General features: G+C 61.0%; 9 protein-coding genes and 1 pseudogene. 6 read left to right on the top strand and 4 right to left on the bottom strand.

Translation table 11 applies throughout. The features are described from left to right. Positions 1–51: 51 nt before the first annotated feature. Positions 52–2,451, top strand: coding sequence for an alpha/beta hydrolase family protein (locus tag J6524_RS33795; protein WP_225678229.1), 2,400 nt, complete (start codon positions 52–54; stop codon positions 2,449–2,451). Positions 2,452–2,462: 11 nt separating this feature from the next. Continuing rightward, on the top strand, positions 2,463–3,860 hold the full coding sequence (locus J6524_RS33800) for an esterase/lipase family protein (protein WP_225678230.1): 1,398 nt from the start codon (positions 2,463–2,465) through the stop codon (positions 3,858–3,860). Here the strand turns inward: J6524_RS33800 and J6524_RS33805 are convergent. The 3 genes and pseudogenes from J6524_RS33805 to J6524_RS33815 all read right to left on the bottom strand — a co-directional run. Further along, on the bottom strand, positions 3,857–4,513 hold the full coding sequence (locus J6524_RS33805; protein WP_225678231.1) for an ABC transporter ATP-binding protein: 657 nt from the start codon (positions 4,511–4,513) through the stop codon (positions 3,857–3,859). The two genes, J6524_RS33800 and J6524_RS33805, sit on opposite strands and share 4 nt — an antisense overlap. Before the next feature lie 83 nt (positions 4,514–4,596). Then, positions 4,597–5,856: an MFS transporter gene (locus J6524_RS33810; RefSeq protein WP_225678232.1), complete on the bottom strand. Its 1,260-nt coding sequence runs from the start codon at positions 5,854–5,856 to the stop codon at positions 4,597–4,599. An 87-nt stretch (positions 5,857–5,943) separates the two neighbouring features. After that, positions 5,944–7,713 (bottom strand): annotated as a pseudogene (locus J6524_RS33815) (putative bifunctional diguanylate cyclase/phosphodiesterase); the annotation flags it as partial. Between the two features lie 564 nt (positions 7,714–8,277). On the opposite strand from J6524_RS33815, the gene J6524_RS33820 reads away from it, so the two are divergent. From J6524_RS33820 to J6524_RS33830, 3 genes are all read left to right on the top strand, one after another. Continuing rightward, entirely contained in the window at positions 8,278–10,047 is a 1,770-nt protein-coding gene (locus J6524_RS33820; protein WP_225678233.1) for an ATP-binding protein, read from the top strand. A gap of 109 nt (positions 10,048–10,156) precedes the next feature. Continuing rightward, a complete protein-coding gene (locus tag J6524_RS33825) occupies positions 10,157–10,741 on the top strand; it encodes a peroxidase-related enzyme (protein ID WP_225678234.1) in 585 nt (194 codons plus the stop codon). A 21-nt stretch (positions 10,742–10,762) separates the two neighbouring features. Continuing rightward, positions 10,763–11,257 carry an MgtC/SapB family protein gene (locus J6524_RS33830; RefSeq protein ID WP_225678235.1) on the top strand — a complete coding sequence of 165 codons (495 nt, stop codon included), beginning with the start codon at positions 10,763–10,765 and terminating at the stop codon, positions 11,255–11,257. 9 nt (positions 11,258–11,266) lie between these two features. Here J6524_RS33830 and J6524_RS33835 read toward each other — a convergent pair whose 3' ends face one another. Further along, complete coding sequence (locus J6524_RS33835) at positions 11,267–11,884, bottom strand: ParB-like protein (protein ID WP_225678236.1); 618 nt, start codon at positions 11,882–11,884, stop codon at positions 11,267–11,269. 262 nt (positions 11,885–12,146) lie between these two features. On the opposite strand from J6524_RS33835, the gene J6524_RS33840 reads away from it, so the two are divergent. Next, positions 12,147–12,524, top strand: a complete 378-nt coding sequence (locus tag J6524_RS33840; protein ID WP_225678237.1) for a hypothetical protein — start codon at positions 12,147–12,149, stop codon at positions 12,522–12,524. Positions 12,525–12,998 lie beyond the last annotated feature (474 nt).

Here is a 12,998-nt window from a genome sequence, read left to right on the forward strand (position 1 = left end):
TTCAGGGGCTCGGCGCCACGCCGCCCTCATTTCCCAGCGGGAGCCATCTTCATGGCGAAAAAACCGGGGCGGAAGGCTACCAAGAAAGCCAAATCAAAAGCTGCGGCGAGCGTAGCAGAGTCGGCTCCTAAGCCATCGGCTGAGCATTCGGATTCGGATCATGTGATCACGATCCGTGCGCATGACAAAGAGCTATTTGAATCCAGTATTTCACGTACCGCAAAGCTCGAACAGCTAGCCGAAAAATGGGCGTATATCCTGCGCGCTCGGTCGCGTTGGTGTCACGACCTCGAGCAGCGCAAGTATTTCGGTAGCCAGGCGATAGAGGATCTCAAGGATCTGGGCGTAAAGCGCGACTTCATCGAAAGATTGTCAACGGTCGTTCATATCGAGGTAGAACTGCATCATTGGGATCTCCAGGATGTGGAAGCCGCTCGAATTGGCGAGGCGGCGTCGGAAATCCCGTGGGAATACCTGCTCAGCACCGCCACGCGCGCGGAAGGACGCTATCAGCCGCTGCTGATCACAAGGCTTTTCCGCAATAACGCGCCAGCGGTAGCACCACCCCCACCCGAACTTGTGTTCTTTGTCGAAAGCGCACCAGGCCGGCTTGAAGGCCTGTACGGCTTTGACGACGAGGAAGATCGCATCCGTGCAGCGGTCAACGCGACCGGCGCGCGGGAAGATCATATGGAGATATTGAAGACGCCGCAATTATCCGAACTTTCGGGCCATGCTCGGCGCAGAAACTGGGAAGCCATCCACGTCAGCGGCGTTGACACGCAGCAAGCGGGCTGGTTCCTGCAGGACTTCTACAAGGACTTGCGGAAGCATCATCCCGAGCGCTTGCAGGGCATCGTCGACTCTTCCGACAGACTCTGTGACGGAATGCTGCTGCGTGAAGGTCGCGAAATCGAGAAGCCGGTTTGCTACAGCGATCTCGCCCATGCGCTGGTAAATCCAGACGCCCCACCTTACGTGATTACGCTGAACTTGTATTATTCCGGCGCCCGCACCGCGCGCGAACTGGTCCGTCGGGGCGCACATGCCGCGCTTGGTTTTCTCGATGAGATCGCCGACGAACCGGCCGAACGATTCTTCCAGGCGTTCTATTGGGGATGGTGTCGCCCCGGCAATGGAACGACCATTACCCTTGCCTTCCTCAGAGCGTGGGAGGCAATGAGAGAGGAAGGGCTGCATGGCACGTCCATTGTGATCTGGATGGGCAACAGTGTGTTCGACGAAGTGCGATTGCTGCCTCGAAAAGACGCTGGAACGGATCCGACAGCAGCCAAGAGGCCGGAGAGCCGGCAAGAGAAGTTGGAACGATACGCGGCGATGCCGATCCACAAGGTGCTGCAGGTCGACTTCGTCGTCGACGACGAAGTCAATTACTCGCTGCTGCACAACAATCGAGAGCTCGTTAGCAAGCTTACCTTGACCAAACTTGTGGAAGGCGCACTGGAAGATATCACCGTGCAAGTCGAACTTTGCGTCGGCGCTCTGAACTATCCCTATCGATACACTCACCTTGTCCTGGATGAGGTCCAGTTGGCTCTCGCGCCACGGGTCAAGATTCCATTGACGGCCAATCTTCAACGCTCGCTGCGCGAGCGCGTACAATCGACAGTCTATGTAAAAGTCACCTGTGGCGGACGGACCGCGTGGGAGGAAACTAGGCGTGTAACGCTCATACCCGTCGACGAGTGGGTCGACGACACCAACAACAATCCGTGGCTGCCCTCGTTTGTATTGCCGAGGGATCCGGCGATCCTGGAAATAATAAGTTCGTCGCGAAGATATCTCATTGGGATCACCGACGATCCGGCCGCGGGCTTTGACGGATATCAGTCAGAAGCCAGCGTGGTCGACCAGCAGGTGCAGGCGGTCTGGACGGCACTCGTCAACGAGTACAGGCTGCAATATATCAACCCTCCCCCCGCGTATTCCCATCAATCCCAGCGATTGCGGACACCAAGCGAGATACTCGCATCCAAGTCCGGCACCTGCATCGACCTGGCGCTCCTGATCGCGTCATGCCTCGAATATATCGGCATCTATCCGGTGCTGGTCCTGCTGACCGGCCATGCCTTTGTAGGCTACTGGCGGTCAGAGGAGGCCCACGACAGTCTCGTTTCCATCGAGACCATTCCACCAAAAGTCCCGATCGTTGGGGACAAATCCTCCCGCGAAGGTGGATTGCCGTATGTGGACCCCTATGGGTGGCGCCTGACCCGGCTGAATCTGGATGAGATCAAGGAATACGTGGCGTCGGGCGATCTCGTTCTGCTGGAAGCTACCTTCTTGACCGGAGCCAACGGCTTTCACGACGCCATGAAAGAAGGCCGGGCGAATCTGCGCAGCCGCCAGGAGTTCGACAGTCTCCTGGACATCCAACTCGCGCGCACGGCCGATCCTGCAGTGACTCCCCTTCCGATCATCAACGAGTGACGGAATCGATCATGGCTCAAGACACAGCCGAAGCCTCCTTGCGGTTCCTGTCACACATCGAGGCCGCCGACCGCACCGACGACCTGTTCGCCGGGCTCCATGTGGAGTTTGATCCGGAAAGCGAATCGGTCGCCGGACTACGGCGACGCCGGCGGCGGGTCGCTAACAGCCCAGATAGCCCAATCAAACTTGTTTCGCTGGTCGATGAAAATGGCGTCCTCTACTGGCGCGATGGAATTCCAGCGCCCGAACCCGGTTCGGTTCGCCGCAGACGCCGGGCACGGGCACGCGGCGAACCGTTCGCGAGGGAAGGATCTGTCGTGCTGGCGAAAGAGTTTCCGGTGCTGGCCCCCAACCAGGTCATCGCCGCCCTCGGCAAGATCGATCAGCGGCTGAATGCAGCGATCGGCGTCTCGCTGCGCTCATGGTTGAGGCAATTGCAGGGAAGCAACGGCAACTTCACCCTCGGTAACGTCGAAGTCTCCGGGCCCTTCACCGGCCGTACCCTGCTGTTTGTTCACGGTACATTTTCGAATGCCGCCAATATGCTCGACGAGTTCATGGCAACACCGGCCGGGCAGCGGTTTCTCAACGACGCGATGAGCGGCGCAAAGAAATATGACCGCGTGATCTTCTTCGAACACGCCACTCTGTCGGTCAGTCCCGTGATCAACGCGCTCGAGCTCGGAAGGGCCTTTGCAGGCTCAACCGGTGCGATCGACGTCATCGCCCATAGCCGGGGCGGCCTAATCGTACGCTGGTGGCTGGAAGCGTTCGGAAGCTCGCTGCAGCTTGCACGCAAGCCGGTACGTGTCGTCTTTGCCGGCTCGCCGCTGCACGGAACTTCGCTCGCGGCTCCCGATAAACTTCAGAACGCCATGAGCCTGATTTCCAACATCGGCTCTTTCGCGGAAGTAACTCTGAAGCTCGCCGGCACGGCAAACCCATTTCTGTGGGTCGGAGGCAAGCTCGTCGAAGTCATCGTATCGGTCACGGGCGCACTCGCAAAAACGCCGCTGGTGGATGCGCTGGTGGCTCTGATTCCGGGACTCGCGGGACAATCGGCCGTCAGCAACAACCACGAGATCAATCGTCTTCGGCTCGGGCCGTGCGCGGTCGATCCAATGTACTATGTGGTCAAATCAAACTTTGAAACTGAAAATCCGAGATGGAAGTTCTGGCGAAATTTCCGGAAAGAGCGGATGGGCGATATCGCCGCGGATATCGTTTTCCCTGGCAAGAATGATCTCGTCGTGGACACTGCGTCTATGACAGACCTCGGGGATTCCGAATTCAAGCTAAAGCTCGCCGCGGATCCCTGCGACTTCGGCACGTCGGATACGGTCTGGCACTGCAACTATTTCCGACAGGACAAGACTATCGCCTACATCACCGAAAAATTCGGCTAGCGCGCCGGCAGGGAAAGCCCTTTCGCATGCTGCCTGAACAGCATCCGCAGCTTGCGGCGCAAGGGAATGAGCGGCCGCGACACCGCGCCCAGTTTGCCGGAAGGCGCTACGATATAGGCCTGGACTTCGTCGGGAATGACGTGGCGGGCATAGCCCGTCTTGGCCAACTGCTTTTCGAGCGCGGATGTGTCGTAATCACGCATCGCCTCGCGCACGGCCTCCCGGTAGGCATCATCGATGAAGAATAGCGCGTGCGCGAACTCGTGGGTGAGTGTCCCCTTCTTTCCACCTTCATAGATACCGATGATGTAGAAGCGCCCCCGCAAATTTCTGAACAACCCGAGCAGCCACTTTTCCTTGCTGGTCAGCGGATCGAATTTGCCCTCATAGAATGGCCGAAGGGCCGTCGAAGGGACGTTGAAGCCCGACCAGTCCTGAAAATAGGTGAAGGCGCCATTCTCGGCGACGTACCAGTCCATATATTGCTCGAGCGTGAATATCCGGCCGTGAAACTGTGGTGATTCGTAATGTTCCTGCACGCGGAGGAACGTCGAGGTCAGCTCATACTGCGTCTTGAACCGAAGCAGATAGATTCCGTCGGCGACCTTGTGCTTGGTGATCGCGGTTTTCCGCTGCGGCTTGCGTTTCGTCATGGCGTGCGTTCCAGCCTGCCATGGAGCAATCGCACCCGCAATCGGAAGTTCCGGCCGCAGGACCGTGATCGACTGGCGATCGTCTATCGCGCGTTCGCCGGCGCGTGTACGTGCCAGAGATCGGCGCGCCAGTGCAGCACGATCGCCATCATCAACGCGAGACCGGCCGCGGCATAGAGCGTTCCGGTCGCCGCAAATCCGATCTCGTCGATCAGGCTGCCGGCGGCCAGCAGGCCGATCGGCAGGCCGTAGATCACCATCATGCGCACGCCCATCACGCGGCCGCGGAAATTTTCGCTCGCGGTCCGCATCAGGATGACGGCGATCGAGATCATGGCAAGGCTCTGCGAGAAGCCCGCCACCACCAGGCACATGATGGCGGTCGGCACGGTCTGCATCTGCGCGAATACCAGCAAAGTCACGTACCAGACAACGGTCGAGGCGATCATCAGCCGCGCCACCCTGATATCGCGGATCAGGCTCAATACGATCGACCCGGCCAGCGAGCCGATCGCAAAGCTCGCCGACAGATAGCCAAGCCCGGTCTGATTGGTGCCGTAGATCGTTTTGGCGATGTAGGGCAACAGGCCGTTGGAGAGCGGATAGGCGGTCAGGTTGGCGAGGAACGCCACCCAGAGCGCGGCCTGCATCCGCGGCGTGGTCCAGACATAAGCAACGCCCTCCTTGAGATCGCGTAGCGGCGAGCGTTGCAGCGCCTCGCCGGCTGCTTCACCCGCCGCATTCGGCTTTGCCGGCGTCACGATGCACAGCGTCAGCGCGGTCGCGATAACATAGAGACAGACGATCGCCACATAGGCCGGCCCCATGCCGAGCGAGGCAAACAGGCCTGCGCCACTCAGCGCGCCGGCGATGCGCGCGGTATCCATCGTCGTGCGTGAGATGCTGATCGCCCCGACCAGTTGGCCTTGCGGCATGATGGTCGCAACAAGCGCGCCGCGCACGCCGAGGTCCGATGGCCGGACGACACCCATCACGGCCGCGACGATGAAGACGTAGACCGGTGCAAGCTGGCCCGACAGCGCCAGCGTCATCAGTACGCCGGCGAGCACGGCGTAAGTCGCTCGCATCATGCCTAAGAGATCGCGGTGGCCAATGCGGTCGCCGACAACCCCGAACATCGGCGCAACCAGCGTACCGATATAGCCAAGGGAGGCAAACAGCGTGAGCAGCACCACTGAGCCGGTCTCGACCAGCACATACCAGCCAAGAATGATCAGTTCCATCTCGAACGCCCATGAGGTGAGCAGATCGGCGGGCCACTGAAATCGATAGTTCCTGACCTGGAATGGTGCGAGCGCGGAAGGTCGCGCGGGCTCGCTCAAGATGCGTTCTCGCGATTCATCGCGGTCCACCCTGCCCTGTTTTCTTGTTTTTGCCTGCTCCGTCGATAGCAAGCCGTGCCCGGCGTTTCAAGCAGCGGACATCGCCATGCCGCTATGCGTTAGCAACAGCCGCCGCACCTCCGCGGCCGGTATCGCGGGGCTGAACAGATAGCCTTGCATCTCCGTGCAGCCGAGGATGTACAGGAGATTCTTCTGCTGCTCGGTCTCGACGCCCTCCGCCGTCGTCGTCATGTCGCTGGCGGCCGCGATGTTCACCACCGCCTGGACGATGGATAAGGATGCGCCGGGACCTGCGATATCCCGAATGAAGGAGCGATCGATCTTGATCTTGTCGAACGGAAATCGGTGCAGGTAGCTTAGCGAGGAATAACCGGTACCAAAATCGTCGAGCGCGATCCGGACGCCGAGCTTGCGCAATTGATGCAGCGCGTCCAGCGCCGCGTCGTCGCGAATGAGCACGGCCTCGGTGATCTCGAGTTCGAGCCTGCCGGCAGGCAGGCCGGACGCGGCCAGCGCCGCCGCCACATTCAACGCCAGCGACTGGCTTCTGAACTGGACCGGCGAAACGTTGACCGCGACGCGGACATGATCCGGCCAGTTGACGGCCTCGGCGCAAGCCGCATTGAGCACCCATTGGCCGAGTTCATTGATGAGGCCGGAATCTTCCGCGATCGGGATGAATTCCGCCGGCGAGATCATGCCGCGCTCACGGTGCCGCCATCGCAACAGCGCTTCGCACGAACTGATCTTGCCGTCCTCGATGTTGACCACGGGCTGATAGTAGGTCTCGAGGCTGCCGTCGCTGATCGCCTGGCGCAGCTCGAGCTCCAGGCTTCGCCGCGCCTTGGCGCGCTGATCCATGCCGACCTCGAAGAAGCGGTGGGTCCGCCGGCCGTCGCCCTTGGCGCCGTAGAGCGCGAGGTCCGCATTCCTCAATAACTGGTCGAGGTTCATCCCATCGCCGGGCGCAAGCGCGATTCCGATGCTGGCATCGGTCGTGATCAGATGGCCCGCGCATTCAAAGGGCTGCCGAATCGCACAATGGATCTCGTCAACGAGCCGAGTGGTTTCCGCGCGATGCTCGATAGCCATTTGAATCACGGCGAACTCGTCGCCGCCGAGTCGCGCCGCTACATCGCTATCCTTAAGGCAGCCGCGCAAGCGGTCGGCGACGCACTTGAGCAGCTCATCGCCGATCGGATGGCCCAGTGCATCGTTGACGCTCTTGAACTCGTCGATGTCGATATAGAGCACCGCCAGTTGCTCACCCGCCTGAATCGCTTCGAGCGCCTGTTCGAGCCGCGCGCGAAACAGAATCCGGTTCGGCAGGTCCGTCAAACCGTCGAAATGCGCTAGATGCGCGATCTTCTCGTCGGCCCGCGTGCGCTCGGTGATGTCTTCAATCGTGGCGACCCAACCTCCGCTCTTCAGCGGCCGGTTGATGATCTCGATCGCCCGCCCGCCCGGCGCCTCTGTGAGCTGACGCGTGGCTTTACCAAGTGACACCGTCTTGATGATCGCGTTGCAGAATTCATCGACATCGCCGTCGAAGGAACCGGTTTCCTTCCGATGAGCGATCAGGCGCTGCATGGTGCAGCCGGGCTTGGCCACCTCAGGCGACAGGCCGAACATGTCGAGATAAGGCTGGTTGCAGATTATGATCCGCGCGGACGCATCATAGAGAACAAGGCCTTGCGGGATATTGTTCACCGCAATCGAGAGCTGGCTCCGCTCCGCCGCCAGCCGTTGATCGGTCAACCGGTCGCGCCTCACCAGGAGACCGGCGATCACGGAAAGAACGGTGACAAGCGCAAGCAGCACGCGTTCGCGAACACTCCACGCCGCCGGATCGGCCGCAATCACAGCCGCGAGCACGATGGCGCACACCACAAGGAGTTTGACCGTTCCGCTTCCCAGCGCGAAACCGGCCGAACCGCCTGATATTTGCTGACCGCCCTCGTTGCTCACCCGACATGCCCTCGGAATGCGGCGGGAGCCCGTGCAATGGAACTCAGATCGCAAATCGTGTGCTCCGCGGCATTGTTGCGCAGCACTGATGGAGGACGCGTTACAACTTGCAGTTAGAAATCGGTTACCTCGCACGCGCGCCAGCTCCGATCCGCAATCCCAAATCAAGAAGTTATCGGGACAGGGGGCACGGACCGCGCCTCTCGTCCGAAGTGGTAAACGAACGATTAATTCCGCAGCGGCGGCGCGCGCCGCGGGAAATGCAAGAAAGCCTTTATTTTCCAGTGCGACTCGCATTGGGCGACCGTGGCGGCACTCCGCTGCAAAAATGAATCCTGACCGAGATGCCACGGATTTAGCTGATACGAAAACTCGTCTGTTTAACCGTTTCGCTAACCGCGGCTGCCCATAATAGGGGTCAGACCCCAATTCATGAGATCCAGGTTCAACACCGTGACATCCTTCGGACGTGTGATTTCCGTGCGCGGCTCTCTCGCCCGAGTCGGACTTCTGGCAGCGGGCCAGAAGATGCCCGCCTCCGAACTGCGCGCCACCGTTGGCCGCTTCATCAGTATCCGCTGTGGGACGACCACCACGATTGTTGCGATGATCACCGAGGTGTCTTGCGAGGAACTGCCGAGCTCCGATGAATACATCGCGACCGCTTCGGTCGACCTGCTCGGCGAGATTTTCGGCGGGGACCGCCCGAAGTTTCAGCGCGGCGTGACCAACTATCCGACCATCGGCGACGCCGTCGACCTCATCACCGCCCAGGACCTGCGCACCGTCTATGCGCCGAGCGGTTCGGATCAGATCAATGTCGGCAATCTGCAGCAGGACCGTTCCGTCATCGCCTATGTCGACGTCGAGGAAATGCTGTCCAAGCACTTCGCGGTGCTCGGTTCCACCGGCGTCGGCAAATCGACCAGCGTATCGCTGCTGCTCAACGAGATTCTGAAGGCGCGGCCGAACCTGCGGGTTTTCCTGCTCGACGTCCACAACGAATATGGCCGCTGTTTCGGCGACCGCGCGCTGGTGCTCAACCCGCGTAACCTGAAACTGCCGTTCTGGCTGTTCAATTTCGAAGAGATCGTCGACGTGCTGTTTGGCGGCCGGCCCGGCGTGCCCGAGGAACTTGATATTCTCGCCGAAATCATCCCGATGGCGAAGGGCATCTATACGCAGTATCAGAACTCTGACCGGCTCGGGCTCAAGCGCATCGACCCGAAGGCCGGCGGCTACACGGTGGATACGCCGGTGCCGTACCGGCTGGTCGATCTCATCTCGCTGATCGACGAGCGGATGGGCAAGCTGGAGAACCGCTCCTCGCGCATCATTTATCACAAGCTGATTTCGCGCATCGAGACCGTGCGCAACGATCCGCGCTACGCCTTCATGTTCGACAACGCCAATGTCGGCGGCGACACGATGGCGGAAGTCATCAGCCATCTGTTCCGCCTGCCGGCCAACGGCCGGCCGATGACCATCATGCAACTCGCCGGATTCCCCGCAGAAGTCGTCGATTCCGTGGTGTCGGTGCTGTGCCGCATGGCGTTCGATTTCGGCCTGTGGAGTGACGGCGTCTCGCCATTGCTGTTCGTCTGCGAGGAAGCGCACCGCTATGCCTCGGCCGACCGCAATATCGGTTTCGGCCCGACCCGCAAGGCGGTATCGCGCATCGCCAAGGAGGGCCGCAAATACGGTGTCTTTCTCGGCCTCGTCACCCAGCGTCCGGCCGAACTCGACGCCACCATCATTTCCCAGTGCAACACGCTGTTTGCAATGCGCCTTGCCAACGACCGCGACCAGGCGTTGTTGCGTTCGGCGGTCTCAGACGCTGCCGCCAACCTGTTGTCGTTCGTGCCTTCGCTCGGCACCCGCGAGGTGCTGGCCTTCGGCGAAGGGGTGGCGCTGCCGACGCGCCTGCGCTTCAAGGAGGTTCCGGTTCACCAACTGCCCCGCAGCGAAGCTACCATCGCATCCGTGCCGTCGGTCGCGGCCGGCCATGACATGCATTTCGTTTCCGCCGTGCTGGACCGCTGGCGCGGCGCCACGTCCAACCGTGACGTGCCGAACGATCCCTCGATCGGCGGCGATCGACCCACCGCCCGCATCATGACTCCGGTGGAGGCGCCGATGCTGCAGCCCTCGATGGGACTCGATCCCGACCGCTTCTCGCTCTTGAAGAAGCCGCTGCGCTAAGGCGGCACGGGTTCGCACAAATTCTTCGCGCGAGCCGGTACCCACTTCGCCATAATAGGATGTATGGTTTCGGCAACGCCGCCACGCGGCCTTTAGCCGGAACCCTTTCATGACCAAGCCTGCCATCAGCCGATTTCAGCCGCCCGCCATCGACAAGCTGCCGGAGGATATCCGCACCCGGATTCTCGCGGTGCAGGAAAAATCCGGCTTCGTGCCGAACGTCTTTCTGACTTTGGCTTACCGGCCTGACGAGTTTCGCGCCTTCTTTGCCTATCACGACGCGCTGATGGAGAAGGACGGCGGCCTGACCAAGGCCGAGCGCGAGATGATCGTGGTGGCGACGTCGGCCGCCAACCAGTGCCAATACTGCGTGATCGCCCATGGCGCGATCCTGCGCATCCGGGCCAAGAACCCGCAGATCGCCGATCAGATCGCTGTCAACTACCGCAAGGCCGACATCACGCCGCGGCAGCGCGCCATGCTCGACTTCGCCATGAAGGTCAGCCAAGCGGCGAATGAGGTCTCGGAAGCCGATCTGGCTGACATGGCCGGCCACGGCTTTTCCGATGACGACATCTGGGACATCACGGCGATCGCGGCCTTTTTCGCGCTGTCGAACCGGCTCGCCAATGTCACCGCGATGCGCCCGAACGACGAGTTCTACATGATGGGCCGGCTGCCCAAGCAAGGTTGAACCGGCCGGGAGGCTGTCGCGTTGCTGGATTGGACCGAAATCATACTGCGTCTCGGTGTCGCCACGCTGGCCGGCGCCCTGATCGGTCTCAACCGCGATCTGCACGGCAAGCCGATCGGGCTGAAGACGCTGGGGCTGGTTAGCCTTGCGACGGCCATGATGCTGGTGCCGGTCCATTCCGACGAAACCAGGATCGTGTCGGATGCCGGCAGCCGGGTGGTGCAGGGAATCCTGACCGGGATCGGTTTCCTTGGCGCCGGCGTCATTGTCCACGCGGGAAGGCATTTCAGGGTTCGCGGGCTCACCAGCGCCGCCTGCACTTGGCTGGCGGCCTGCATTGGAATTGTCTGCGGCCTCGGACAATGGCGACTGGTCACCGTCGCATTGATCATCACCTTCGCGATCCTGATCATTGGCGGCCGAACGGAAGGCTGGCTGCACAAGAAGCTTGGCGGCGAGGACGAGCCCCCGCTGCAACCTCCTCCCGCCGCTTCGTCGGACAATCAACTGACGTAGCACCGTCATCTAATCCGGTCCGCACCACCCCGGCAGATAAACCGCGTCCTTGCTCTTCGCACAGTCGAGCGCCTGCTCCATTGCTCTGGAGAAATCCTCCTCCACGCTTTTGCGGGAGATTTTCCGGCGCAGGAAATCCGCCCACAGGAATTCGCTGAACGGGGTGACGTCCTTTGCAAAACCGCCGACGCGGCGCAATTCCCCGGCAAGGCTGCGGAACGGATCATCCTCAAGCCCGGACACCGATTTCGGAAGATCCCTGTAGTGCCGGCGCTCGCCTTTGGCGTCGTACGGATAGGCCCATCGCTTGTGATCCATCACGGTCCAGAACGCGTCGCGTTCGATCATGGTGAGATCGCCGATGACGGTCACCAGGACATGCTCGACGCCCTCATCATGCAACGCACGCGCCAGATGATGATGGTCGACGACGTAATGGTGCTCGTCCGGGCCAAGCACGACGGGGATCATGTGCTTGCCGAGCAGTTCGGCACGTTTCTTGTCGGACTTATGCTCCCGCCAGCGCTTGCGCTTTTCATTCACCTCCCGCATGCCGACCGTCATCTGGGTCGGACGCAATGACAGGATCGGGATCGGTTTGAGGATTGGGTCGCGCGTATTGGCCATGGCTTGCCCCCTCTACGTCAATCTTCATGCTCTAACCGGCAAAATTTGCCCCACTGATTCACTATGCCGTGATGGTGCGTTCCCTCGAACGGTCCGCACGCAGCCATGCCGCGATCGCCTGGAAGGCGGCCGTCCTCTGATCGACGACGGCAGGTTCCAGCAGACATTGCGGCGATGGATGGCTGCCACGCCGAAACATTTCATGTCGAAAGTGCCGCCGCCGTGCTAAGAATGGCGCAGGAATTCTCGCGGACCGGTAGCAGTGAAAACCGAGCGGCCCATTATCTCTGATGATGAGCACGTTGTGCTCAAGTTTCGGCCGCGCACCTCTGCCCATCCGCCCACAAAGCGAGAAGAGTCCGGTCGGGCCAGAACAACTGACAAGACGACAACTGCCAAAACGTCGTCCGGGACCACGCCTGCGGCCAACGATCTGTCCCGCTACGAGCAGCCGCACGACGAGGGTGATGATTTCCGTCATCGTATGCTCGCCAATGTCGCAGCCTTTGCCTTTACGGTGGCGCTGACCGCGATCGGCATCTGGCTTGCCGTGAGCATCGCCGATCTCCGCAAGACCCAGGACTGCGTCCTGATGGGCCGCCGCGACTGCGCGCAGGTTGCGGTGACGCCGCCGGGGTAGGCCGCCGCTCGATTCAATTTCAAACAGCGTGCGGACGGATCCCCGTCATTGCGAGCCAACGGGTCGCGCGAATGCGCGCCCCGTTGGCTCGCAATGACGCGGCAACAGCAACCCAACACTCGATCGTCATCCCCCGCGCATGCGGGGGATCCAGTACGCCGCGGCTCATCGGTTCAATCACTGCTGCCTCTGGAATACTGGATCGTCCGCCTTCGCGGACGATGACAGGTGAATGTGTGCCGGCGTTCTCGCGACGCGACTTGCGTCCGAGCTTTGCCAAGAAAACTTGTCTCCCCAACGAGAGGGAGCAGGGAATGCCGGGTGCACGCTGCACCCGCGGTCTCGTGTGCAATATGCGCAAAGCAAAACGCACACGAGCATACAGGTACAGCCGAAGCACTCCGGCATTCCCTGCGCAATGGTTTGACGGCTTATGCCGCGATCTCCCCGGAGCCGAATTCCTCTGGCCTCCGT

The sequence above is a fragment of the Bradyrhizobium hereditatis genome (genome assembly GCF_020329435.1).
Lineage (GTDB): Bacteria > Pseudomonadota > Alphaproteobacteria > Rhizobiales > Xanthobacteraceae > Bradyrhizobium > Bradyrhizobium hereditatis.